Below are 26,960 nucleotides of genomic sequence, written 5' to 3' on the forward strand. Positions count from 1 at the left end.
TCCTTTTTGAGCTATTAGCTAACACTGCGTTCATCTGTGGCACCAAAGTATTGATACATTGGTTTTTGTTTGCCATTGAGCAACTGATCCACCGTCACAAATTCATAGCCTTGCGCTTTCAGCGTTTGAATAATACCAGGTACGGCTTGAACGGATTTCGGATGAATATCATGGAGCAGAATTATTGAACCATCGTAGACATTATTTTGTACGACCTTCAAAATTTTGTTCGGATCTTTTAGCTTCCAATCCTCGGTATCAACACTCCATTGAATGATCGATTTTCCTGCCGCTTGGGCGCTCTGTTGATCGATCGCCCCATACGGCGGGCGCAAATTCTTAGGTAAGACTCCTGTTGCCTGATAGATTGCTTTGTCGGTCTTAGTTATTTCAGCTTTGACATCCTCCGGCGACAACGTATTTAATTGCGGATGTGAATAGGAGTGACTGGCAATTTCATGCCCTTCCTCATGGACTTTTCTCGATACTTCAGGATACCGATCCACCATTTGTCCTAATTCAAAAAACGTTGCTTTGACATCGTTGTCCTTTAAAATCTTCAAAAGATCTAATGTGGTTGTGTCGTTAGGGCCATCATCGAAAGTCAGTGCAACATATTTTTTGTTTTGGTCCAATGTCGATTGTTGCTCTTTCAATTGATCCGTATTAACAAGTTCCGGATCAATAAACGGTGCAATCTCTTTGTACGCCAACGTGATCTCAGATACGCCAGTTTGATTTTGGGGCAACTGGATCGTTAATTTTTCAGGATCATACGTAAATTTCGACTCATAGGTGATTCGATCCATCGCCAAGACCGCATCAATGACTTTATCAGGTTCCTTGGCTTGGTCTAAAATCTTTTGCTGAATGACTTGCTGGATCCCTAGCAAGCTGCCCTCGTCTGGAACCAAGTCTTTCAAGGATAATTCATTGCCGGTTTTCTCGGAAATAAAAATTGGATCGGCAACCAAGCTATCCGCATCTTCAAAGCGACCAGTTTCCCGATTCCAAACATAGCTGTCCGCTTTTAAAGAATAGGTTGACACTTTCGATGCGACCGCTTGTGCTTCAATCCGAGCAACAGTGACTGTCTCTTTGTCGGTGTGTTTTTTGCATAATTTGTTCGCCATGGTCGACAATTTCTTGCTTGCATCTTTGACAGGAATCGTACTTTCTTCTTTTGGTCGGAAAATCAATTCTTTCTTGTCTCCATTAGACAATGTTTCGAGTTTTGCTGGGATTCCCTCTTTAACTTGTTCTTCTTGGATCGATGCCAATAACTTTTCAGCAGCAGCCTCATATTTTTCCCGTGCCAAGGCTTCTTGCTGCTTCAACGTAAAGGCGATATAGCCGCCAGTGGCGATAATGACGATTGTCAGAAGCGTCATCAATGAAAAGAGATACTTACGATGGGTTGGCTTCTTTTTAGAAACTTGACGATCGTTGATTTGCGTGCGTCTTGCCGTTCCCGTTGTTTGCTTTTGATGTGATTCGACCCTGGAAAAAGGTGCTTGTTTTTCAGACGTCGCTTCTTTATGTTGTGAATTATTTGAATAATTGCTTGATTTCTTCATAAACATTCTCCCTAAAACATAATAACGTAAACAAAATGTAACATAAGCGTAATAATATTTCAACAGTGTTACAGAGATTCTTATAAACTTCTCTTTTTGTTCACCATTTTTGAGAATTGTTCTAAGAAATCTTTTATTCTGATACTAATAAAAGCAAGCCTATCAGCCATGATATCGTATTCACTCCGTTTTATTTTCGTTTAAAAATAATGAGAGATATCTTTTTGTACTTTGATGTTTTTTCTGTTTATAATTCAGCGTGTGGCAATTACTTTAAAGGATGTGTTCAAAATGAAACACAAGTCAGCAACGTATTTATTTATTCTTACATTAGTCATCGGTTTAACCTATCAAATGCTTCCCTATACACCCCTAAGCGATTCCGTTTTATCCATCATTGGTACTGTATGGAATGTGATTTTGGCATTTGGTGCAGGGTACTTTCTCTTACGAAGGACCTTTTTGGAACAATTCAAACATTTTCGTTTCATCGTTTTATTATGGGGTGTGCCTTTCGTCATTTTGACTGGCGTGTTCTTTTCCTTTATTTATGCCGCTATTTTGGGACAACCAACAACTAACTCGATCGGCGAAACCATCACTGTCCAAATGGTCTTTTTACAAGTACCCTTCATGTTGATGGGAGAAGAGTTGCTTAGTACCAATCTCTTGTTAGCTTTACAGAAAAAAGGATTCTCTTTCCTCTGGTCTTCCATCATTTGCAGTGTGCTGTTCGCTTTGTGGCATATCCCAGCGTACGGTTTTCATCCAGCACAATTATTGATCACCTTGATGCCCGCAAGATTGGCACTCAACTACGTCTGGAAAAAATCCAACAGTGTTTGGGTCAGCTGGATCTGCCATTTTCTTTATGATGGACTCGGTTTTATTTCATTCTTTCGTTAAATAATCAAAAAAAGGACAGCTGAATCGTAGCTGTCCTTTTTTGATAGTCAGTAACGCCTTTCCCCAATGACTTACTTGATCGCTATTTTTGCTTTCTGAAATAAAGCCAGCTTGCTGTGGCGACGAAGCACAAACCAACTACAAATGGGAACAACGTCCCCTGCTCATCGGTTTGCGGCAATCTTTGCGCAGAAGTGCTTTTTTTCGAAGTAACAGTCGCTGTTGGGTCTTTTTCTTTTTTATCAGAACTATCCACTGTTGCTACGTTTTCTTTTGTATAAACATACGTCACAGTTGCCTCCTGCTTACCGAATGTGCCTTTGGCATTTTGCGGCAGCTGACTTCCGTCTAACGTGTGGCCTTCGATTGCTAGTTGATATTTTTCTGTGCTGGCATCATAAGAGTCGCCTACGTTTCCACTGATCCTTTGTGGAGGGTGAATTTCTTTGCCTTCTGTGTCCATATACTCCACTGTTATATCCGCTGCTGGTATCGGATTTTTTTTGTAGATGTAGATGACTGTTTGTGCTATTTCTTCAAACACACCTTTAAGGTTTTCTGGAAATTGGCTTTCGTCTAAGATGTAGCCTTCGATTTTTACTTGATATTTTTCTGTGCTGGCATCATAAGAGTCGCCTACGTTTCCACTGATCCTTTGTGGAGGGTGAATTTCTTTGCCTTCTGTGTCCACATACTCGACTGTTATATCCGCTGCGGGTACAGAATTTTTTGTGAAGATGTATGTGACAGTTTGTGCTGTTTCGCTAAACAAACCTTTACTATTTTCTGGTAATTGACTTTGATCTAAGGTGTAGCCTTCGATTGTTAGTTGATATTCTTCTGTACTAGCATCATAAGATTCGCCTACGTTTCCACTGATCCTTTGTGAAGAGTGAATTTCTTTGCCTTCGGTGTCCACATACTCGACCGTTATATCCGCTGCTGGTACAGAATTTTTTGTGTAGATGTATGTGACTGTTTGTGCTGTTTCGCTAAACACACCTTTAAGGTTTTCTGGTAATCGGCTTTCGTCTAAGGTGTAGCCATCAATTTTTACTTGGTATTGTTCTGAGCTGGCATCATATGAATCACCAACATTCCCACTAATTTTATTAGTAGTGTGAACTTCTTTGCCTTCTGTATCCACGTACTCCACTGTGACATCAGCTGCTGGTACCGGATTTTTTATATAGATATACGCAACTGTTTCCGCGGTTTCGCTAAAAATACCTTTACTATTTTCTGGCAACTGGGTTTCATCTAGAGTATAGCCTTCGATCGTTACTTTATATTGATGTGTGCTGGCATCGTATGAATCACCTATACTTCCGCAAATGGTTCGGGAGTCATGAATTTCATTGCCCTCTGTATCAACGTATTTTACTGTTATATCCGCTGCTGGTATCGGATTTTTTATGTAAATGTAGGTAACAGTTTGGGCCGTATCGCTGAATACACCGATACCATTTTCTGGTAGCTTAGTTTCGTCTAAAGTGTAGCCTTCGATTTTTAATTGATATTTTTCTACGCTGGCATCGTATGATTCACCTACATTACCGCTAATCGTTTGGCTAGCGTGTATTTCTTTGCCTTCTGTATCCACATACTCAATCGTTACATCTGCTGCTGGTACGGGATTTTTTGTATACACATAAGTGACTGTTTGCACCGTTTCACCAAATACTCCTGTGGTATTTTCTGGCAGTTGGCTTTCATCCAGTGTATAGCCGTCGATCGTTAATTGATAGTTCTCTGTACTGGCATCGTATGGATTGCCCACAATACCGCTAATCGTCTGAGAAGCGTGGATTTCGTTGCCTTCGGTATCTATATATTCGACCGTGATATCTGCTGCTGGTACGGGATTTTTTGTATACACATAAGTGACTGTTTGCACCGTTTCGCCAAATACACCGATACCATTTTCTGGTAGTTTAGTTTCGTCTAAAGTGTAGCCTTCGATTTTTAATTGATATTGTTCTGTGCTAGCATCGTATGGGTCCCCTACATTTCCACTGATCGTTTGAGAAGGATGAACTTCTTTGCCTTCTGTATCTACGTACTCGACTGTTACATCTGCTGCTGGTACGGGATTTTTTGTATACACATAGGTGACCGTCTGTGCTGTTTCTCCCAAGATACCTTTACTGTTTTCTGGTAACTTAGTTTCATCTAACGTGTAGCCATCAATTGTTAACTTATATTCTTCGTTGCTGACATCATATGGTTCACCAATCTTACCGGTCAAGGTCTGCATCTCATGGATTTCTTGCCCTTGACCATCAAGGTATCGGACATTTACCTCTCCAATTTGCTCCGGATCGACAATGACATTGACCACATGTGTGGTATTCACGCTATAGGAGGTTTGTCGAGCCATAAAAATTGCTACATAGGAACCTGGATTGCTTGGGTCAACATTGGTGTAGTAAGGATAGATTTGCGAGTCAGAAATGCTTTTTTCTATATTGCCGCTAAAATTTAGTTTAAACGCCTCAATGCCTAATGCTTTGGTTGAGAAATCAAACGTACTGTTTACAGGAATATGAATCGTATCGGGACTGTTTCCAAAAGCATACTCACCCGTAATTAAACGCTCGTAGAGTTCAAGTGTTTTCGTTTCCCCAGGCTGCAAGGTGATGGAATTTCCAACCGACGTGAATGCATAGTTTTGTCTTTGATTCGTGGTACCAACTTGCTTAATAAAATAGCCACCTGAAGGAAGTTGAATTGTAACCTTTCCTGAACTGTCCGTGACTAACAATGTCACTTCACCAGATGTCGAGGAGGTCAATGTGAAATAAGCTCCTTGGATCGGTTGGTTTGAATTACCATCTAACACTTGAACCGTCAGTTGCCCATTGACAACTCTTGCAGCTGAAGCATTAACAGATGAGGGGACCTTATCTACAGTGCTTACAGCAGAATCTTCTTTAATATCTGATTCAGAAATATTTTTTTCATTATCACTGTTGACTTGCGTTTGCTCGTTTTTAGCATCCACACTCGATGAGGTCATTGATGTCATCGCAGCATTATCTGCTTCCGTTGAATCATTTGTATCATTAGATGGTGTAGCTATCTTTTCGTCTTGCTCCAACTGTTGGGGATCTGAAAAACCTTCGCTTTCCGCCATTACCTGAAATGCTGGTGTTACCACCGCAGCACTTAATAGGATTATTAAAGACATAATATGTTTAAATTTCTTTTTCACAAACTTTCACCTTAACCTTCTTTTTCAAAATTTATACTTTTTTATTCAAGCTTTTTTCACACCTGAAAATCATTATAATTTATTAAATTTTAATTTAAAAACATTTTTTATTTATCGTATGCTCCACTCCTAGCTGAAATTTTTATGCGGACTCATGAAATGCCCTTTATCTTGTGTATACCTGATTCATTTATCATTGCACTACATCACCTCTTCAGAATTTTATAATTCAAGTACCCTTCCCTTCAAGCAAATCCAGTGCAAATCAGCGCAAAGATTCTTTGCATCCTTGTTTTATCAACGATTTCCGTTTTCCTAAAACAGGACACTATTTTCACCAAAGATTTCCTTTCTTTTTTAAATGACTCATATAAAAATACCTCCTAATCTTCAAAAGAGATATTTTTTCAAATTTCCAACTCAGCATAATTGAATTAGGTATTATTTAAAAGAAAAAATCACTAAAAACAATCGAGCTGTCGTGAATACCCAATGCGAAATTCTAGCTAAACTCATTTTATTTTCATTTTTTGAAAACGAAGAAATACACTTGTGCATTTCTTCGTTAAATCGAGCTTTACAATTGTTTCTTTGAACCGCTTTATGATAGGATATGTCAGAAGGAGCATTGAAATGACTATAGCTGAAAAAATAAAAGAGAGTCGCTTGAAATTAGGACTCACCCAACAAGAAGTTTCCGAAAAATTATTTGTTACCAGACAAACGATCTCAAATTGGGAAAACAATCGAAGTACCCCAGACATCGATACATTGATCAAATTAAGTGATCTCTATCAAATCGATTTAGAGACACTGCTAAAACCAGAACAATTAGCAGAAGAACCAGAAAGAATGAGTGAGGAGAAGAAACCAACCTTCCGCCTTCCTCTATACTTGCTCAATTTGACTGCAGTCCTCGCTTGCGTTTTCACCGACTTCTTAACACCTACAGGAACAATGACCCTATGGACAGCTGCTGCACATTTTTTGTTACTAGTTAACTTTGTCCTTTTATTCGGTTTTTTCCTCACAAAAAAAAGACCCCTTCCTGCAAAAACAATTGTCTTTGCATTAGGAAAAGGTCTGTTGATCTTAGCCATTATATTAGGTTTTACTCTTTGGTCGAATAAAGGAGCTTCCGCTGATGCGTTACATCTGATTGGCCATAATTATGGTCATTTTATCTATTTAACGTTTAAAGCAATTGGGGTGATTTATTTATTTGATTGGCGGAAGTTTGAGATGTAAGGACTCCAATTTCAAATTTAAAATCAAGAATGCAGTTGATAAAAATAATTGATTTGATTGTTCTCAACTGCATTAGGATTTAAGCATAATAATTTTATTCAACAAAACGAAGTTAGTTGTCTCCAAAGATATCTCTTGTATATACCTTATTCTCAACATCCTTCAAAATTTCTTCAAAACGATTGGTAACTATTACATCAGACAAATCTTTAAATTCATCAAAATCTTTTATTACTCTTGAATGATAAAATTCAGCTGCATCTAAAGTTGGTTCATAGACAACAACTTCTATACCTTTTGCTTTAATACGTTTCATAATTCCCTGGATGGAAGAGTATCTGAAATTATCTGAGTTTGCCTTCATAGTCAGACGATAGATACCAACCACTTTAGGTTTTTTTGCAATAATTTGATCAGCAATAAAATCCTTTCGGGTAGTATTCGCTTCTACAATAGCACCAATAATATTACTAGGGACATCTTCATAGTTTGCTCTTAACTGCTTTGTATCCTTCGGTAAGCAATATCCACCATAACCAAAAGAAGGATTATTATAATGTGAGCCTATACGTGGATCTAATCCTACACCTTCAATTATTTGTCTACTATCTAAACCACGTGACTCTGCATAAGTGTCTAACTCATTGAAATACGCTACTCTTAAGGCAAGATACGTATTTGAAAAAAGTTTTATTGCCTCTGCTTCAGTAGAATGAGTGAGTAAAACCGGCACTTCTTCTTTAATACAGCTATCTTTGAACATAGCAGCAATTTCTTTTCCCCGATCAGAAACCTCACCTACAACAATTCTGGAAGGATACAAATTGTCATATAAAGCTTTGCCTTCTCTCAAAAATTCAGGAGAAAAGATAATATTCTCAGTATTAAATCTTGCCTTTACATCTAACGTATATCCAACTGGTACAGTCGATTTAATTATGAAGGTTGCATCTGGGCGTATCGCCAATGCTTTTTCTATAACATCTTCAACTGTAGATGTATTAAAATAGTTCTTCACTTCATCATAATCAGTTGGTGTAGCAATAATTAGATAATCTGCAAAGTTTACAGCGTCTTCAAAATCCTGCGTGAACTCAATATTCAAGTCGTCACGTTTCAAAAATTCGTGTATTTCTTTGTCTTCTAAAGGTGATATTGATTGACGTAAGAGATCAATCTTCTTTTCTACAATGTCATATGCTTTTACATTTATGTTTTGAGACAATAGTAATGCGTTTGCTAGACCGACATAACCTAGACCAAAAACAGAGATTTTCATTTTACATACCGCCCATGCGTAAATTTGTGAGATACTTTAACAGATTGAAGATTATTAGATTCTTTCTTAACAAATTATTCTAGAGAAAGTCTTTTAAGAGTTTTTAGTACTTCCAAGTTAGTTTCAATTTGCATATCATTATAAAAAATATCACTATATTCTCTAATAAGTTCTTTGTCAATTCCATCCCAATTTATATCTCTCAATTCATTAATAATATCTTCGTTAAATCTTTTTTTGATAACTTTGCTATCAACATATATAGAGTATTCCGGAACGGATTTACGTACCACACTTCCCGCTCCAATAACGCTTCCTTTCCCGATAGTGACACCAGATAAAATCAAAACATTGGATCCTATCCAAACATCATCTTCTACAATTATTTTCCCTTTAGAGAAAGATTCAACCGTTTTATTTTGCTGTAACACTTTACTTTTAAAAGGATATGTCGATATATAATTAAAATTGTGTTCTCCTCCTAATAAAAATTTAGTATCATTTGCTATTGAACAATAATTGCCAATAGCAAGTCCAGAGTTTTCTTCACCAAAATAGATGACATTAAGGTTGCCGTAAGTATATTTGCCAACTTGTAATATTTCCAAGGGAAAAAAAGTTTTAATTGTTGTAAAATTATGCTGATTTGCTCTTCTCCACTTTTTATTTAATAAATAAACTTTCAAAATATTATGTAGCTTTTTTATCATAATATTTCATCTCCTAAATTTGCTTAGAATTAGATCTTGAATACGAATTATTTTCATTTTATCTAAAATAATCAAGTATATCCCCAAAGACATTACTGAAGTCAAAATGATTAACATAAATTGGTTTGTTACTACATTACCCACAATATAGCCTGTGATAAAGATTACAATACTTCCTAATATTGATGTTATCATGATTTTAATATTTAAAAGTTTTGGTGAAATATTTTTTGAAAACCTGACAGCTAATACCATTACGGATATCTCAGCAAATAAAGTTGATATCGCCGCGCCAATTTCTTGAAAGTATGGAATTAGTATAAGGTTTAAAATTATGTTTAGTAATGCACTTGAAATCGTACTGTAAAGAATTAATTTTTCTTTTTTGAATGGCAATAAAATCGCATAAACATAGAAAGAAGATAGTAAACTAAAAACGCTAGCTAAACTTAAAATAGATAACGATATAGCGCTTCTTTCAAAAGAAGTACCAGCTAAAATATTGATAATAGGCTTACTTAATACTATTAATAACGTACCTAATGGAATGATTGAGATGATTACAAAATTAAACATCTTAATACATAAATTAGAATATAAATCAAAGTTATTTTTAGCAGCATAATTAGACAATCTAGGTGTAGAAACCAAGAGAACAGAATTAGCAACTTGTTTAAAGATTGTATATACTTTTGTTGCAACGCTATATAAACCCACATAATAACTCGTTGTAATTAATCCCAGCAATGTAATATCGGAATTCAAATATATTATGCTTGCAATAGAATTTACAAAGAATATAAATAATCCAGTAAAGTGATTTTTAAATTCTATTTTCAATACTAGTCTTAATTTAACGAATTTTCTAACGTGCAAAAAATTTATTATACTGGTTCCGCTAAATGAAAAAACTGTAATTAATGCATATGTTAAATAATCTTTTTCTGATTTAACAAAAACAAATAGAAGAATTAAGGAAATAACTTGTACTAGCGCTGTTCTTATAGTAATATACCTGAAATCTTCTAAAACAGTATACACCCATTCTACAGAAAGAGTCGTCCCTATTATATTTACACTAAAAATAGCGATTATAATGGTATAGCTTGACAAAAAATCACTTTGAAATATTAAGATACCTAAAAGGATATACGATATGATAGAAAATAGTATATTAATACTAAAAATTTCATTGCAAAATTTTAAAAATTTAGTTTTGTCATCTCTATATCTACTACCTTCTCTAACTCCATACTGTGCAATTCCAAAACCTGCAATTAATAGGAAATAAGCTACAATTGATTTGCTGAAATCGATCCGTCCTATATTTTCTACAGATAATACTCTAGTTATATATGGATATGTTAACAGCGGAAATATTACATTTAAAGCAGTTCTTAAAGTACTATACAATGCATTCTGCCTCAATGAAACTTTATTCATAAATATTACTCCTCATTTAAACCAATAATTACCAGTTAATAAATTTTCGACAACCAAACTAAACTCATTATTAATAACAAAACCATAAAAACACCAAGCTAGAATATAAATAATAGTAATTGATACTAGTGAAATCTTTTGTTTTTGTGAAGATAAATCATTGTATATTCTCTGTCCTATAATTAGATTTAGAAAAACAATATTCCTTATAAATCTGTAGAAATTCAAATTAACCATAAAGAATGGGACAAAACTAAATGACAATAAATTTATATTCAAAATAATTTGATTGTGATATAAAGTGTTCTCTTTATCAACATAAAAGCGACTAATAATATATATATAAATATAGTTAATTATTTGTAAAATTATTGGGTATAACGATCCTAGAGATGTACCTTCTTTAAAATAGGTCAGATATTTTTCTCCATCAATACTTGATAGTATTGGTTCTATAAAGGGTACTCTCATACCATTGAAAACTATTAACGACGATATAGTTACAGAAAAGAGTAATATAAAAAATAAATAAAAATTATAATTTTTCAAATATGGAATTAAAAATATCAAGTAAACAACCATACTAATATGAAAGCTTGCGCCTATTAAAACACAAATAATAAATACAATTTTATTTCTTTTTTTTTCAAAAAGAAAAAATAAACCAAGTAAAACAAATAAAAAACCTATAAAATTTCTGATTTGAATACTATCATAAAAAACAAGGAACAAAGAATACGAGAATAAAAAAAGGCTCCATGACTTTTTACCAATAAATTTATTTAAAATATAATACATCAAAGAAAACGAAAGTAAAGATATTGATAACCTAAACATCTGATATTCAAAACCTAGGCTATAAAAGATTTGTTGAATAGTTTTATAACCAAATTCTATGGACAAAGTATTTGAATTTGATGTTACATAATGTGCAAAGTATCCAAGCCAGTCTGGATCACTTGTACTTCCTCCCATCAAAATAACGAAAAAAGCGAATGTAAATAGAACAAAAATAGTTTGTCTTTTCTTTAGATTAATAGAAACTAAATTTGTAAACAGGTTCAAAATATATAGAAAATGCATCAATATTTCTCCTTAGTTTAATAGAAAGCAATTTTTAACCTCTAAAACCATATGCTTCCAAGATATATAACATTTTTGATACTTAAATATTAACGGAATAATTTTCCTCAGATTCTTCCGTCTATATATATCTAGTTTTAATTCAATAAATTTTTCCTGTTTACGCAAAACTTGTTCAACTGTATTGTTTGGAAAAAAGTTTTGTCTTGATTTTAACTCATATAGATACTTTATTAAATTTAAATCTTGTTCAAGTCTTATAACCATTTCTTTCCTTGTTTTAATTAATCCAGAATTATTAGAGTCATGTCTTCTATATCCCATTAGTACTTTATTGTAAAGATACAAACTATCATTAAATAAAGACAATATCCAAAAATATTGATCATGGGGACAACCCGATAACCAATCTAAAGCCTGGATCCTTGCGAAATCACCATCCAGACAATAGGAACACCCAGGTCTCAGGACATTAAAATTTGATTCTGACACTTTTATTTTATTTAATGTCGAATCATTTTTAAAATATTTTTTTTTATCAATTAAAGTATTAGAAAAGCTAATTATTTCATAATTTGAACACAGTACTTTAATGTCATTATTGTCTTTCATGATTTCAGTCATCTCATTTATATGGTTTTCATACCAAATATCATCTTGATCGCAAAACAAAAGAAATCGGGCTTTAGAGAACCTCACAGCGTCAATAAAATTTTTTTTCCATCCTTTATTATGAATATTTTTTGTTAATTTCCAATTGCTTAAATTATTCTCTTTTATAAAGCTTTTTATTATAGATACTGTTTTATCAGTAGATCCGTCATCGTAAATGCTAACACTAAAAAAATCATAATTTTGTTTTAATAACGAATCTAATTGATCGTATATATATTTTTCCCCATTATAAGTAGTCATAAGAACTTCTACGTCATTCAATCTCATTCATTCCTCAATAATTTTTTTTAGCGTTTTAACAAGATCAATACCATAGTTATCCCAAGTTAGGTTACTGACCGACAAAATCGCATTGTTTGAAAATTCTCTGTAATTACTTTTATTTAATGTTATTAGCCTTTCAAATAGTTCTTCATTACTGCCAGCTTTAAAACTATATCCATTATAATTGTTCTTAATGAGCTCATTTGCTCCAGCATTATCCGAGCAAATTACTGGAGTTCCAAGTGATAATGATTCTACAACAGATAAACCAAAGCCATCACTTAGTGAGGGAAAAACTAAAAAATCAGCGTTAGAAATAATTTCATTAACTTTAGCTTTTGGAACATGGCCTAAAAAATTCACTCTATCTTTCACTAATTTATATTGGGTGGACTCTTCATCGAACTCACCTAACACGGTGATATTGTAATTCGATGGCAATTTTTTTACCACTTCTGAAAAATATAGTGCACCCTTTTCAATTGTATATCTTCCAATATATAATAGCGAAATAATATTCTTATTATTTTCTTTGTTATCAATTTTTATATTAGAACTAGCTTCAATACCATAAACACATTTAAAGACTTTGTTACCATTCACACCATTTTTAATAAGTGTATTTTTAGTAAATTCTGATGCTACTAAAAAGCCATCAGAATTGGAAATTTCGATTGGAACATTTTTCAATAAATATTTTTCCTTGTATCTAATATGTAGTTTTCCCGAATCTTGATTATCCAATAAACTTGCATATTTAGATTTATATGTCTCTAGAAAGTATGGTGCTGTCATATCAAGAACTTTCTTATATTGTGCTTTTCTTTTTTTTCTAAAAAAAGCAGCAGATACTTGGTCATACAAAATAACAGCATCTAAGTCTTTCTTATTGTCAAGATATTTTATTAGTTTTTTGTTAAAACGCCAATTATGAAAATTCCACCAAATATTATAAATTAATTTTAGTGAATTTATACGCCTTAATGCCAATAGAATTAATCCGCTTATTTCACAAAACAAAATGACTTTTTCATCAGGAATGTTGTCACTTTTTCGTCCTTTAGCTCTTATCAGGTCATCTTTTTTTAGAAATTTTATTAACTTTGCTGTATAAGACCCTTCTTTTAAATAAATAGAGGTAACGTAACTATCAAGTATTTCTCTTTTATGCAATTGTTCAGCTGTTTTAAAAGAATGTTGTTGAGCCGGATGTGCTACAATAACTTTCACCATCTATAGCATCCCTTCTAAAATAATTCTCTATACATTTCAACAGAAACATCATCATAAACAAACTCTCTTACGAATCTTCTATTGTTCATAATAAGCTTGTTATATTCTTGTTGATCCATTTTTATTGCTTTGTTGATAGCATTAACAAATAATTCTTTTTCAGATAAAGGTAAAGCAAAACCCGATTTAACTATATTGATATCATTCCACGGCGTATTATCACTTATAATGACCGGACAATTCGACACCATAGCTTCAACAATTACATGACCATAGTTCTCACTATATGTGGGAAATAAAAAGAAGTCATATTGATTAAAAACCTTTGTAACGTCTTCATTAGACACTACACCACAGTAATTGATAGAAATATTTTCGGGCATAGAAGCAATTAATTCTGAACATTGTTTCCAATAATTCAAATCTTCAATAGGTCCGTAAATATCAAAAATAATATTCTCAGAAATATCCTTTAGAATATCTAAAGCAAATTTCAAATTCTTTTTTTTAACAATTCTAGACAAAAAGATAAACTTAGTAGTGTTATTTTTTTTCTTATGATAACTAGATTGTAAATCAATAGGAGAAGGTAAATTTTTCAAAAAAATGTTGTCCCATTTTGGGAAAAAAAATTTCAACGACTTGATTTCTTCAGCGCTAGTTCCTTGAAACAAAGTATTCTTAGGCAATATAAGCTTCATAAAATAAATGTAAGGTATTTTTTTCCACTTTTTCTTCAAAGCACCAGATAATAATTCACCCCTTGGGGCAATTATCAATTTAACTTTATTTTTTTTTGCATATAATATCGTAGGTATTACTATCTTAAAACTGAAAAAACTTTGAAGATAAAGAGTACTTGGCCTTATTTCACTCACAATTTTATTAAATTTATACGGAAAAAAATCTTTGGCATTGAGATATTTAACATTTATATTCCACATATAATGCCATATGTTATTATTAGCTAAAAGTGGTTCTTTTTCGTGTAATTCTTTATTTTGAGTAACTATATAAAAATCAAATAAGCCATCTAAAGCTAAACAAAGGTTTTTAATACTAACCGGTGGACCACCATAATTCTTAGCTGGAAAAAAACCAGCCTGTATTATTAGAACCTTTTTCATTTATGCCACACCACACGATTCACATAATCTGTATAAGAAACAATAATCCTTAACACCTTCTCTGACACATTCGGCATTGTATAATCTATTACTTGTCGGAGAGCATCGTTTTCTTGTGTTTCTAATATTTCTAATCCTTCAAGAATTCTGGTTTTCTTTAAGCCAACCATCATTACACTAGCTTCTTCCATAGCTTCTGGTCTTTCATGTGCCTGACGGATATTTAGAGCTTTGAATCCGAGAATTGATGCTTCTTCACTAATCGTACCACTATCACTTAAAACAGCTTTAGCATTCATTTGAAGCTTATTGTAATCATTAAATCCCATAGGTTTCATGGTTTGAATCAATTCGTGGAATTGAATACCCTCTGATTCTATCATTTTCATTGTCCGTGGATGAGTACTGATAATAATTGGATATTGATATGCTTCAGCAATTGAGTTTAGTGAATCCATGAGATCATGAAAATTTTCTTTTGAACTGATATTTTCTTCCCTATGTGCCGACACTAAAAAGTACTCATTTTGCTTAAGGTTTAGTTTTTCCAAAATAGGTGAGTGCTCAATATCTTTTTTTCTAGAATTCAGCACTTCAAACATGGGACTACCGGTTTTAATGATTCGATCCGCTGGAAGCCCTTCTCTCAATAAATATTCTCTGGCGATATCACTATACGTTAAATTAATATCAGCTGTATGGTCAACAATTTTTCGATTTGTTTCTTCTGGTACTCTTTGATCAAAACAGCGATTTCCAGCTTCCATATGAAAAATAGGAATGTGTCTTCGCTTCGCGGCAATTGCACATAAACAACTGTTGGTATCTCCCAAGACCAAAAATGCATCTGGTTTTACTTCTTCAAGAATTGGATCTATTTTGATCAGTATATTCCCAACGGTTTCAATGGCTGTACCTGTTGCTGCATTCAAAAAATAATCTGGCTTCTTTAATTTAAAGTCTTCAAAGAAAACTTCATTTAGTTCATAATCATAGTTTTGACCAGTATGTACAAGTACATGGTCAATCGCTTCAGAACTCTCTAAACGATTAATAACTGCAGATAAGCGAATGATTTCTGGACGAGTCCCAACGACTGTCATAACTTTTAATTTTCTCAATGCTAGACCTCCACGTAATAAGTATCAGGATTTTCAGGGTCAAACGTTTCGTTTACCCACATAACAGTGACCATGTCAGTATCCCCTAAATTTTCAATATTATGGGTATAGCCAACAGGTATATCGACTACTTCTAAATTCTCACCAGAAACGAAATACTCAATTATTTCTTTAGAATCAATCTTTCTAAAGCGGATGACGCCTTTTCCACTTACTACCAAAAATTTCTCATTTTTGGTATGATGCCAGTGATTTCCTTTAACAATCCCCGGCTTTGAAATATTAATTGAGACTTGTCCGCGATCTTCAGTCCTCAAAAATTCGGTGAATGATCCGCGATCATCGATATTCATCTTTAAAGGATATGAAAACTCATCCTCTGGTAAAAAGCTAAGAAATGTACTATACAGATTTTTTTCTATTCTACGATTCAATTGAGGTACAGATAGATTTCTTCTACTTTCTTTAAAAGAAAGAATTATATCTCTCAAAGTGCCCACAGTTACTGTATCCGTTTCTCTTACTGAACAAAAGTCGTCGACAATAAATGGTTTTGCTTGAAGGCAATGCAGCAATTCCTTAACAACATCATCAATATAGCAAAGTTCAATTTCCGCATTTTTATCATTAACGGTTATTTCTTCACCTCGAGCTACTTTATAACAAAAAGTCGCTACTACCGTATTATAATTTGGTTTCGACCATTTTCCATACAAATTAGAGAATCGGTAAATGTAGACTTTCGCTCCAGTTTCACTTTGATATTTTCGTAAGAGATCTTCTCCAGCTTTCTTACTGCGACCATAAGCATTGTTAAGAGCAGCTTGAATAGAGGATGATATCATTACTGGACAGGTATTGTTGTATTCCTTTAGTTTATCTAGAAGAACTGAGGTGAAACCGAAATTTCCTTCCATAAACGCTTCTTCTTCCTTGGGCCGATTTACGCCCGCTAAATGAAAAATAAAATCTGCTTTTAAGCAGTATTCATCTAATAAATGTGGAGGAGTATCTATATCATATTCAAAAATATTTTCATAACCTTCGTTTCGAAGCTCTGCAATTAAATTTCTACCTACAAATCCATTGGCTCCTGTAACTAAAATATTCATCGACTTTTCCACTCTTTCAACTCTTCTTGAACATAATCTAATGCTAATAATTTTTCCTTAATTTGTTCTACGGATAGTCGTTCTGTGTTATCAGAATTGTATTCACCTTCGTGTGTCAACTCGGTACTGCCTTCACTAAAATATTTCTCATAATTAAGATCTCTAGTATCGGCTGGTACACGATAGAAGCCACCCATATCTTTCGCAACGAGGTATTCTTCTTTTGTAAGAAGGGTTTCGTATCTTTTCTCACCATGACGTGTGCCTATAATTTGAATCTCATTTTCGACTTCAAAAAGTTCTTTCACTGCTTGTGCTAGATCCCCGACCGTTGACGCAGGCGATTTTTGAACCATGATGTCTCCTGCTTTTGCATTTTGAAATGCAAAAACAACTAATTCAACGGCTTCTTCTAAACTCATCAAGAATCTAGTCATGCCCGGGTCCGTTACAGTTAACGGTTTTCCTGCTTTTATTTGCTCAATAAATAATGGAATCACAGAACCTCTGGATGCCATGACATTACCATACCGCGTTCCGCAAATCATTGTATTTTCATCTGTCACAGTTTTCGCTTTTGCTACAAAAACCTTCTCCATCATTGCCTTTGAAATCCCCATTGCGTTGATTGGATAAGCAGCTTTATCTGTTGAAAGACAAATAACTTTTTTTACCCCCATCTCAACAGCAGCTGTCACAACATTATCCGTACCCATGACATTTGTTTTAACAGCTTCCATCGGAAAGAATTCGCATGAAGGAACTTGCTTTAAAGCAGCCGCATGAAATATGTAATCTACTCCGTACATTGCATTTTTAACACTATTTATATCGCGTACATCCCCAATATAAAATTTCAATTTGTCATTGTTGTATTTCTTTCTCATATCATCTTGTTTCTTTTCATCTCGAGAAAAAATACGAACTTCTTTTATTTCGGAGTCAAGAAATCTTTTCATAACAGCATTTCCAAAAGACCCTGTACCACCAGTTATTAGCAGTGTTTTATTTTCAAACATTATATGTCTCCTCTGTTATATAATTATCCATTTTATCTAAAAGTAGTTCTTTTTCAAAATACTCTAAAAAGTAGTTTCTTGAGTTGTTCCCCATATGAACAATTTCATCTCTGGTAAGTGACTCAATTAGCATTAGATTATTTAGTAATTGGCTAATATTTCCTGCATCGCTAACGAATCCACAATCGGCGTTTTTGACAATTGTCTGAGATTCTCCACTAGCAGATAGTAGTATAGGCTTTCCACAAGCCATACTAGATTGAAGTTTCGCTGGTATGGTCATCGAAAAGATCTCACTTTCCTGAAGACAGACAAATGAAAAATCACTCGCCGAAAAAATTCCTGATACTTCCGTTGGTGGCACAGGATCTATAAAACAAAAATATTCTTGAAGATTTTTTTGCTCTATTTCCTCTTTTAATGTTGATAAATATCTACCGTTTCCAACAATATTAAATCTTATATTGGAATCCCTACGCTTTAAATCTTCACCAATAGAAGGTAATATATCCAATCCTTGAGCCATCCCAACATTACCGGCAAAAGTAATATTAATCTTATCATCTTGTTTTATTTTGTCACTTGCTAAAGCATTAGGACGATAAAATTCTTCCGCATACTGAGGCCAAAAATAAATTTTATTTGAATCATGTCCGCGACTTTCAATATTCTTTTTAAAACTCTCCGAGGCTGTAAAAATTTTGGTGCAATTTTTATAAATATAATCGACCATGTTATCTAAAGTCTTAATTATCAGTTTATTTGAGATTCCTGTGATAATTTCAAAATTCTCTGGCCACAAATCCATTACATAGATATAACAGGGAATTTTTAATTTTTTCGCAATCCAAATCCCTGGCATTGCTTGCGTCATAGGAGATACCTCATAAATAAATACCATATCAAATTTTTCTTTATTATTCAGATTCCAAAATAATCCGGATATAACAAAAGAAAGATAATTTAAAGCCATCATTATACTGTTGCTTTTTCTAGGTATTATTGGAATTCTAATTATATTAACGCCATCGAAATCATCTTTTCGTCTTTTCTTCAGACTATATCCTTTATAAAAATCTCCTTGAGGATAGTTAGGTATCCCCGTAAGGACAGTAACTTCATAGCCTCGTTTAACCCACGAAGTACATATGTCATTAATTCTGAATTGTTCTGGATAAAAATATTGTGATACTACTAATATCTTTTTACTCATTTCTATCTATACCTACACTTCTTTTAACAGATTCTTCAAAATCTACAAAATCTGGATTTCTTGTAATCGGAGCATAAATTAGATTACCAAAAGCTTTGTTTGTCAATTTACCTATTTTACCTGGAAAATAGCCTAAAACCTTAATCAATAAACTTACATAATTCAAGATAAACAGATTATGATTTGTACTTTTTGCTATCAATTTAATGAGGGTACTCGTTTGAACATATTCGTTATTTTGAGGAAAAAATACCCCCTCTTTATTTTTGTCTATAATTTCTCTAATGACTATACACAAATTTTCAATATATAACATTGATCGCTGATTATTTACTAATGGAAAAATTGGAAGCTTATTCGCTAATTTTACAAGTTCTCGAAAATTCCCTTTACTATTTTCCCCGTAAATCATTGGTGGTCGCAAAATTACTATATTCAAATTTTTGTTGTGTGTTTCTATTAAAGCTTTTTCTGCTTTCCACTTACTATCACCATAAAAATTGGATGGATTAGGTTGTGTTTCTGGAGTAATAACACGCTTCTTATTTATATTTGTTTCCTCACCATAAATAATAATCGAACTCATGTAAATAAATTGTCCGTTTTTTCCATTTAAATCGTTTTTGTACTTTTCTGCTGTCTCAACTGCAAGATCGCAATTCACTTTATAATAAAGTTGTTTCGTTTCTTCACTGACTTTTGATACATCTGCATGAGCAATTCCTGCGACATGAAAAACAGAATCATACTGAGAGAAATCTTTTTCTTTCCATTGATCTCCATGCATATCAATTGTATCAATTTGATAGTTATCGCCAAATTGCTGCATCCATTTCTCGAAGGATGTACCGATATAACTGTTCGCTCCTGTAATTAGGATTCGTTTCATTCGATTTCCTCCTTCTTCATCGTTCCAGTCCCGCCTTCAACGACACCGTCACTTTTGAAAACAGAAGTAATCGTACCAAAGAAGCATTTTATATCCATCCTTAAACTAATATTATCCGTATATTTGCCATCTAACTTGGCCTTAATTGGAATCTCAAGCTCGTCTCGACCACTAATTTGAGCCAACCCAGTCAATCCTGGACGAATATCATTTGCCCCATACTTATCACGTTCTTCAATCAAATCATATTGATTCCATAGCGCTGGACGAGGCCCAATGACAGCCATATCACCTTTGATAATATTGAACAACTGAGGCAGTTCATCCAAACTGGTTTTTCTTAAAAATTTTCCGACCTTGGTGATATAAAAATCAGGGTCTGCTAAAAGATGTGTCGGCATTTCTTTCGGTGTATCGATCTTCATTGTCCGAAATTTATAAATGTTAAAATGGGTTTTATTTTTACCAACCCGTTTTTGCTTGAAAATAATTGCTCCCTTAGAATCTAGTTTTATTGCTAAACATAAAAGTAATAAAACCGGTGATAACACAACAATCCCCATTAACGATAAAATAAAATCAATGATTCGTTTCAATCCATCCTTATACAATAAAACCCACTCCTATTTGTTTGAAGCATTTGCAAATTTCACAATTTCATTAGCCAATGTAGCACTATCTTTAGGAAGTGCATCTACAAAACAAAGTACCTCTTCCAATGAATATCCTTTGATATTCCCAACAAAAATTTTCTCAAAGACTGCTTCATCATTTCGTTCTTTATCCAGCAAAAGCTCTTCATATAATTTTTCCCCAGGTCGAATCCCGGTTTCAATAATCTCAATCTCTTCTTCACTATAACCACTTAGACGAATCATATTCTTCGCAAGATCAACGATTTTCACCGGTTCGCCCATATCTAAAATGAAGATTTCGCCACCTTTAGCAAGTGCCCCTGACTGAATAACCAATCGGCTAGCTTCTGGGATCGTCATGAAATAGCGGGTCATACGAAAATCAGTTACTGTGATCGGTCCACCTTTTGCTATTTGCTCACGGAATACTGGAATCACACTGCCTCTTGAACCTAAGACATTGCCAAAACGCACAGCAGAAAATTTCGTGCAACCTTTTTCATTCAAGCCGGTAACAATCATCTCGGAGATGCGCTTTGTTGCCCCCATGACGTTTGGTGGATTATTGGCTTTATCCGTAGACACCATTACAAAATTTTTCACTTTCGCAGCTTTGGCAGCTTCAGCGGTATTTTTCGTTCCGTAAATATTGTTTTTAACTGCTTCTTTAGGATTGTATTCCATCAACGGTACGTGTTTATGTGCTGCCGCATGATAAACGATATCCGGTTTGACTTCCTTCATGATTTCAAACATCTTTTCTCGATCTTGTATATCGGCTATAACAGGAACGATTTCGGTAATATTATCTTTAAAATTGATGTTCAACTCACGGTCAATTAAGTAAATCGAGTTTTCGCCATGTCCTAACAAAACTAGTTTTTTAGGATTGAATTGAATCACTTGGCGACAGATTTCGGAACCGATCGATCCACCAGCACCAGTCACTAATATCGTCTTTCCAGTAATTTGATCTTTGATGGAGTCGATATCCAATTTGACTTCGTCTCTGCCTAGCAAATCAACGACATCGATTTTCTTCAAACGTGATGTGCTGATTTTTCCAGAGGCGATTTCTTCCATTGATGGCATCGTGTTGACTTTGACATGCAAAGGTTCAATTAAGCTAAAAATACTCCGCAATTTTTTCCGTGACAAGGATGGAATAGCGATCGTAACCATATTGATCTCATACTTTTGAATCAAATCAGGTAAATCACTTATACAACCCAAGACTTTTTTCCCAGAAAGATAAGTGTTTCGTTTATTCGGATCATCATCGACAAATCCGATAATATTAATGTCACTTGCCGTTTTCGAACCTACAAAGCTATTATAAAGAATACGGCCGCCTTCTCCTGCACCGACGATCAGGGTACTTTTGACAACCTCATTGGACGTCCCCCTCATATTTTTTCTTTCAATATAGATCCGCCAAATCAATCGACTAGCAATAATCAGAAAGAGCGAAAGAAAGTACGTAAAGATCACTAAGCGCACGCTATAGGTTTCATCACCGAAAAACAAGATCACGTTACAAGTAAAAGCGCTGCATGATACAGCCAAGAAGATAGCAATCATTTCTTTCAAGTTCGTGTAACGATTGATTCGAGAAAAAACACGAAACACTGAACCATAAAAAAGATAGAAACCGACAGAAAGGCTCACCGACATCAATGTAAATTCTTTTGGGATCGCCACAAAGGGTTTCATAAAATAAACTGCTGCTATATTCGCTGCTATGATCAATAAACTATCTACAACTATCAAAGTTACAATTTTTCTTCTTCTCGTTAATTCAAACAACCCAGTTGCCCCCTAAAATAACCCGAATTTCTTTTTTTTCACTTCTGTAAAAGCTGGAAAACTGATTTGATCCCCGTTTATCAAATCTTTTGCTACTTGTTTCATCAAGGTTACTTTGAGCATGCCAAAATCTTGCTCAATTTGCTCATAAGCTTCTTTCAAATTAAAGGTGCGTTTTGTGACGCCATGGGCATCCGAAGCGACCATCTGAACAAGATTATGTTCAACCATTGTTTTTGCGGTTTTTTGGATCTCTTTTCCAAATACGCCGACATAACTTGGCGCAGTTAACTGAGCTAAACAGCCCATATCTAAAAAAGGGATGAGATTGTTAGGGTCTTTTCTAAAATGAGCATTCCGCTCGGGGTGGACAATGACTGGAATCTTTCCCAGCTGTAGTAAATCGAAGAATATTTGTTCTGCATACGTAGGCACTTCAATCGTAGGAAATTCTATCAAGATATACGTATCATCAAGATCTGTAAAAAGGATGTCATTTTTCTGTATATCCTCAATTAAATCTCCTGTTATTCTCACCTCTTGTCCCTCAAGTACTGTCAAGGGCAGGTTCCGTGCGTCTAATTCTTCTTGTAAAGAAGTAACGAGAGAAATGACCTCTGACTTCGGATTGCGGTATTTTCCATTGTTATGATGTGGGGTACAAAGAATATGCGTAATCCCTTGGCTAATCGCTTTTTCAGCCATAGCAATGCTCGCAGTGATGTCTTCTGCGCCATCATCAATTCCTGGTAAAATGTGGCAATGTAAATCAATCATTTCTCTCGTCTCCTTCAAATTAATTAATTTCCATAATAATAGTAGTAACCTGAATCTTTCGAGTGTTCGGCACCGTTATAGACCACCCCAATGATTCTTGCTTGAACCATATTCAAAAGATCTCTCGCTTTTGTTAAGGATTCTTTACGTGCAACATTTTCTCGAACCACTAAGATCGTCCCATCTGCTTTAGATGCCATGATTTGTGCATCGGTGACTGCTACAACTGGTGGCATATCAAAGATAACCACATCATAAAGGTTTTTCGCTTCTTCCATCACTTGGTTCATTCGTGCTGACCCAAGTAGCTCAGATGGATTTGGTGGTTTTGGTCCGCTGGTTAAGACAGATAAATTATCAATCACCGTTTTTTGAGCTGCTTCAAGGACGCTCGTTGAGGTACTTAACACGGTACTCAATCCACTTGCATTGTTTAGACTGAATGTTTTGTATACAGTAGGCTTTCGCATATCGGCATCAACTAACAATACCCGTTGTCCTGATTTAGCAAAAACAACTGCTAAATTGGCTGAAGTTGTCGATTTCCCTTCCCCTGGACCAGAAGAAGTAACAACAATAGTCTTAATTTGTTTATCTGCGGAAGAAGCAAATTGAATATTTGTACGGATCGTACGATATTGCTCTGAGATTGGTGAAGAAGGATCAATTAGCGTGATCAAACTTACTGCATGTGTCTGTGTCCCAGTACGTTCTTGTTTTTTTGCCATCATTGTTCCCTCCTAGACCCGGCTACGACTACGGCGTGATTCTGCCGTTTTGTCGCCTTGCGGTTTCTTAATAAATGGTGCGCTTGGCTTTTTCTGAATGGTCGCAGCCAATTCTTTTGGTGACATTTGGGGTACAGTACCCAATACGGTAAAGCCTAATGTTTCGGTTACAAATTTATCATCTTTGACAGTTCGATCAAGTAGCTCCAATAAGAAGGCTAAACCGACACCGACCATGATCCCTAATACCAGACCAATGGCTAAATTTAGTTTGTTGTTAGGTGAAACTGGTGTAGTACTAGCTACCGCACTTGAAATGATTGAGATTTTATCAACATTCATAACATCTTGAGCATTTTCTTGAAAGACCAATGCTGTCGTATTGGCAATATTTTGCGCTGACACTGCATTTGTACTAGTTGCCTGAATGGAAAACATCTGTGAGTTCTGTGACTGGTTGATCGAAATGGATTCTTTCAATTGTCCGACAGTCAAGTCAAGGTTATTTTCAGACTCCAAACGATCCTTTACTTGTGTCATAACCAAGTCACTGACAATCATATCTTTATACGTATTGATCATTTGCAAGTTTGTATTCACATCGTTGGCATTGGTAGTTTCGGATTGAGGCAATGTCACAATCAACTGAGCTTGTGAACTGTATTTCGGTGTAATGACAAAGAAGGTGAATATCCCTGCTAAAGCTAAACCAGCAAACATTGAAATAAAAATAGCAGCTAAGTGTTTCCGTAGAATTGCGAATATTTCTTTTAAGCTAATTGTTTCTTCCATCTTTTCTCCACTTTCCTATTCATTCTCTAGATTTAGTTGAGCTTTCAACTCTTTTTGAACTCTTGCTAGTTCTTCGTCACTCACACGCTGATATGAGATGCCGTCTTGCATGAATCCTTCCCCTTGCAACTGATCTTGTTTGATCGTTTGAAAGGCACTGCGATAATTAAATGCTAAGGTTCGCATGTCATCGAAACTCATATCTGTCTTCATGTTTTGCTCAACGGCATTTAAGATCGTTTGATATTGGGTGATTCCATCAAGACTCAAGACTTTCTTAACGATCCCTTCAACGATTTTACGTTGGCGTTCTTGACGTCCATAATCGCCGTTTGGATCTTCATAACGCATTCTTGAATAAGCAAGGGCTTGTTCGCCATTTAGTGATGTACGTCCGATAGCAAAATCAAAGCCATCTTGCGAAAAGGTGATTTCATTATCAACTTCAATGCCGCCAACCGCATCGACTAATTCTTTCAAACCAGCCATATTGATTGATACATAATGATCGATCGGAATATCCAAGAATTTTTCTACGGTATTCATTGCCATCGCTGGTCCACCAAAAGCATAGGCATGATTAATTTTATCTGTCGTCCCATGTCCAACGATATCAACATAGGAATCTCTTCCAATACTCACCACCGTCGTCTGATTGTCTTGTGGGCTGATGGTCGCCACCATCATGGTATCAGAACGTCCTTGTTCGACTCTTCCTAAATCACCGGTATCGATCCCCATCAGTAAAACCGAGAAGGAATCTTTTTGGGATAGGTCGACATCATTTTCACGTAGACGATCTTCTCGATCACGTTCGACTGATTGATAGGTTTCTTGAATTGAGTTTGATACATCAAAATATAATTTTGCAGCGACACCGATCATTCCGATGACTAAAACTGCAACGATTGAAAAGATGATTAAAAAGATTTTTTTTCCTTTTGACATTTGCTTTCCTCCAGTTATCTAAAATTTCCTTCAGCACGTTTCATCTTATTTAATAGTAAGACGCTGAACTTGTCTCTGTTCCAGTACCGTCTCCTGTTGATGTATCGTCAGAATAACTTTCAGTTGAAGCTGAGGGAATATAACTGGTATAGCCTGTATACCCCATTTGAGCCGCAATTGAATTAGCGGACTCTGTAAAAGAATCTTTAAGTACTTGATTTCGCACTTGATTGATGCTGTCAATCAGAGCTAAATAGCCATCCAAAGTCGCTTCGCTAGTTACAACATTATCTTGCAGCATAGCATTCAAGCTGGCTTGAATTTGTGTAATGCGATCCAATTGAGTGGTCGCAAACTCTAAATAAGCAGAAACAAGGTCTTTCCACGGACCATCTTCAAGAAAATTTAAATCCTCACGGACATTCCCTAAGTCCGTTTCTTTTAGATCCTCTTTAATAGTGACATTGTTCTCAGCAACTTGCCAATTCGAAACACCTTCAGTAAACAGCGCTGCTGTATTAGCTTGTACTTTCACTTTTGCCTCGATCTCTTTTAGTTGATCATCCAGCGCTTGTTTCTTTTCTTGAATCTCAACAGATTCGCTCGGTAATGCGCTCTCTTCGATTCCGTAATCATCTGCAGATACTTTTACTGCTGATAGTTTCGCGACAGTTTTCAAAACCTCTTCTTCGCTAAGATCACTTCGTAAAAACGTTTGCTCTTCGTTGCTGTACATACCAGTAATTTCTCCGGACAGTTCATTCAAGCGCTCTCGCTCGCTTGCAATCGCTGTCTGTGCATATTCGACTCGCTGCTGATATTGCCTTTGGTTATTTTGTCGGTAACCAATTAAACAAATTGCAACGGCGCCAATACCAACGGCTAAAACAGTCAAAGTCTTTATTAACGGCTTTCCCATGAACACACTCCCTACTTCAATTGTGCTTGTTTAAGCATTCTGCCTTCCTCTCACATAATAAAGGCAATTCTAGTTTATTATAAGAGAAATGTATCATTAAATAAAGGAAATTCCCGTTTTTTATTTATTAAGGTATATTTTTCGTCAATAAAAGACTTATATAATGCCAAACATCAGTTATTTTAAAAAACCATAAATAACGTCTACTTTACTTGACAGTTTATTTAAACCCTCATTTTAAA

The 26,960-nt window shown here is 34.8% G+C and carries 23 protein-coding genes; 2 read left to right on the forward strand and 21 right to left on the reverse strand.

Annotated elements, in window-relative coordinates:
• Positions 1 to 14: 14 nt before the first annotated feature.
• Positions 15 to 1,577, reverse strand: coding sequence for a polysaccharide deacetylase family protein (locus IGJ01_RS10855; RefSeq protein WP_430601069.1), 1,563 nt, complete (start codon positions 1,575 to 1,577; stop codon positions 15 to 17).
• A gap of 234 nt (positions 1,578 to 1,811) precedes the next feature.
• On the opposite strand from IGJ01_RS10855, the gene IGJ01_RS10860 reads away from it, so the two are divergent.
• Positions 1,812 to 2,483 (forward strand): CPBP family intramembrane glutamic endopeptidase, encoded by a 672-nt coding sequence (locus IGJ01_RS10860; protein WP_430601070.1) that lies wholly within the window; start codon positions 1,812 to 1,814, stop codon positions 2,481 to 2,483.
• Positions 2,484 to 2,565: 82 nt separating this feature from the next.
• Here IGJ01_RS10860 and IGJ01_RS10865 read toward each other — a convergent pair whose 3' ends face one another.
• Positions 2,566 to 5,697: a MucBP domain-containing protein gene (locus tag IGJ01_RS10865; RefSeq protein WP_430601071.1), complete on the reverse strand. Its 3,132-nt coding sequence runs from the start codon at positions 5,695 to 5,697 to the stop codon at positions 2,566 to 2,568.
• A 633-nt stretch (positions 5,698 to 6,330) separates the two neighbouring features.
• Here IGJ01_RS10865 and IGJ01_RS10870 point away from each other — a divergent pair.
• Positions 6,331 to 6,945, forward strand: coding sequence for a helix-turn-helix domain-containing protein (locus IGJ01_RS10870; RefSeq protein ID WP_244732074.1), 615 nt, complete (start codon positions 6,331 to 6,333; stop codon positions 6,943 to 6,945).
• A gap of 112 nt (positions 6,946 to 7,057) precedes the next feature.
• Here IGJ01_RS10870 and IGJ01_RS10875 read toward each other — a convergent pair whose 3' ends face one another.
• From IGJ01_RS10875 to IGJ01_RS10965, 19 genes are all read right to left on the reverse strand, one after another.
• On the reverse strand, positions 7,058 to 8,224 hold the full coding sequence (locus IGJ01_RS10875; protein ID WP_430601072.1) for a nucleotide sugar dehydrogenase: 1,167 nt from the start codon (positions 8,222 to 8,224) through the stop codon (positions 7,058 to 7,060).
• A gap of 74 nt (positions 8,225 to 8,298) precedes the next feature.
• Positions 8,299 to 8,934: a CatB-related O-acetyltransferase gene (locus tag IGJ01_RS10880; RefSeq protein ID WP_196044668.1), complete on the reverse strand. Its 636-nt coding sequence runs from the start codon at positions 8,932 to 8,934 to the stop codon at positions 8,299 to 8,301.
• A gap of 6 nt (positions 8,935 to 8,940) precedes the next feature.
• Positions 8,941 to 10,377 (reverse strand): flippase, encoded by a 1,437-nt coding sequence (locus tag IGJ01_RS10885; protein WP_005234993.1) that lies wholly within the window; start codon positions 10,375 to 10,377, stop codon positions 8,941 to 8,943.
• A gap of 12 nt (positions 10,378 to 10,389) precedes the next feature.
• Positions 10,390 to 11,460 carry an EpsG family protein gene (locus IGJ01_RS10890; RefSeq protein ID WP_244732079.1) on the reverse strand — a complete coding sequence of 357 codons (1,071 nt, stop codon included), beginning with the start codon at positions 11,458 to 11,460 and terminating at the stop codon, positions 10,390 to 10,392.
• A 12-nt stretch (positions 11,461 to 11,472) separates the two neighbouring features.
• Entirely contained in the window at positions 11,473 to 12,402 is a 930-nt protein-coding gene (locus IGJ01_RS10895; protein WP_430601073.1) for a glycosyltransferase, read from the reverse strand.
• Positions 12,403 to 13,632: a glycosyltransferase family 4 protein gene (locus IGJ01_RS10900; protein ID WP_244732085.1), complete on the reverse strand. Its 1,230-nt coding sequence runs from the start codon at positions 13,630 to 13,632 to the stop codon at positions 12,403 to 12,405. It lies immediately after the preceding gene.
• Positions 13,633 to 13,646: 14 nt separating this feature from the next.
• Complete coding sequence (locus IGJ01_RS10905) at positions 13,647 to 14,759, reverse strand: glycosyltransferase family 4 protein (RefSeq protein WP_244732088.1); 1,113 nt, start codon at positions 14,757 to 14,759, stop codon at positions 13,647 to 13,649.
• On the reverse strand, positions 14,756 to 15,880 hold the full coding sequence (wecB, locus tag IGJ01_RS10910) for a non-hydrolyzing UDP-N-acetylglucosamine 2-epimerase (RefSeq protein WP_196044652.1): 1,125 nt from the start codon (positions 15,878 to 15,880) through the stop codon (positions 14,756 to 14,758). The genes IGJ01_RS10905 and wecB overlap by 4 nt, the downstream gene beginning before the upstream one ends.
• A 2-nt stretch (positions 15,881 to 15,882) precedes the next feature.
• Positions 15,883 to 16,992: a capsular polysaccharide biosynthesis protein CapF gene (locus IGJ01_RS10915; RefSeq protein ID WP_016621493.1), complete on the reverse strand. Its 1,110-nt coding sequence runs from the start codon at positions 16,990 to 16,992 to the stop codon at positions 15,883 to 15,885.
• A complete protein-coding gene (locus IGJ01_RS10920) occupies positions 16,989 to 18,011 on the reverse strand; it encodes a polysaccharide biosynthesis protein (RefSeq protein WP_016621494.1) in 1,023 nt (340 codons plus the stop codon). Before IGJ01_RS10920 ends, IGJ01_RS10915 begins: the two co-directional genes overlap by 4 nt.
• Positions 18,004 to 19,224, reverse strand: a complete 1,221-nt coding sequence (locus tag IGJ01_RS10925) for a glycosyltransferase family 4 protein (RefSeq protein ID WP_016621495.1) — start codon at positions 19,222 to 19,224, stop codon at positions 18,004 to 18,006. Before IGJ01_RS10925 ends, IGJ01_RS10920 begins: the two co-directional genes overlap by 8 nt.
• Positions 19,217 to 20,113, reverse strand: coding sequence for a sugar nucleotide-binding protein (locus tag IGJ01_RS10930; protein WP_016621496.1), 897 nt, complete (start codon positions 20,111 to 20,113; stop codon positions 19,217 to 19,219). Before IGJ01_RS10930 ends, IGJ01_RS10925 begins: the two co-directional genes overlap by 8 nt.
• On the reverse strand, positions 20,110 to 20,724 hold the full coding sequence (locus tag IGJ01_RS10935; protein WP_042890468.1) for a sugar transferase: 615 nt from the start codon (positions 20,722 to 20,724) through the stop codon (positions 20,110 to 20,112). Before IGJ01_RS10935 ends, IGJ01_RS10930 begins: the two co-directional genes overlap by 4 nt.
• A gap of 12 nt (positions 20,725 to 20,736) precedes the next feature.
• Positions 20,737 to 22,554, reverse strand: a complete 1,818-nt coding sequence (locus IGJ01_RS10940; RefSeq protein ID WP_016621498.1) for a polysaccharide biosynthesis protein — start codon at positions 22,552 to 22,554, stop codon at positions 20,737 to 20,739.
• A 12-nt stretch (positions 22,555 to 22,566) separates the two neighbouring features.
• Positions 22,567 to 23,331 carry a tyrosine-protein phosphatase gene (locus IGJ01_RS10945; protein WP_016621499.1) on the reverse strand — a complete coding sequence of 255 codons (765 nt, stop codon included), beginning with the start codon at positions 23,329 to 23,331 and terminating at the stop codon, positions 22,567 to 22,569.
• Between the two features lie 23 nt (positions 23,332 to 23,354).
• Positions 23,355 to 24,062, reverse strand: coding sequence for a CpsD/CapB family tyrosine-protein kinase (locus tag IGJ01_RS10950; protein WP_005234973.1), 708 nt, complete (start codon positions 24,060 to 24,062; stop codon positions 23,355 to 23,357).
• A 9-nt stretch (positions 24,063 to 24,071) separates the two neighbouring features.
• On the reverse strand, positions 24,072 to 24,851 hold the full coding sequence (locus IGJ01_RS10955) for a YveK family protein (protein WP_008378786.1): 780 nt from the start codon (positions 24,849 to 24,851) through the stop codon (positions 24,072 to 24,074).
• Positions 24,852 to 24,866: 15 nt separating this feature from the next.
• Positions 24,867 to 25,799 carry an LCP family protein gene (locus IGJ01_RS10960; RefSeq protein WP_005234969.1) on the reverse strand — a complete coding sequence of 311 codons (933 nt, stop codon included), beginning with the start codon at positions 25,797 to 25,799 and terminating at the stop codon, positions 24,867 to 24,869.
• A 49-nt stretch (positions 25,800 to 25,848) separates the two neighbouring features.
• Entirely contained in the window at positions 25,849 to 26,718 is an 870-nt protein-coding gene (locus IGJ01_RS10965) for a hypothetical protein (protein ID WP_016621501.1), read from the reverse strand.
• Between the last annotated feature and the right edge of the window lie 242 nt (positions 26,719 to 26,960).

Source organism: Enterococcus sp. AZ089 (genome assembly GCF_050547225.1).
GTDB lineage: Bacteria > Bacillota > Bacilli > Lactobacillales > Enterococcaceae > Enterococcus_D > Enterococcus_D entomosocium.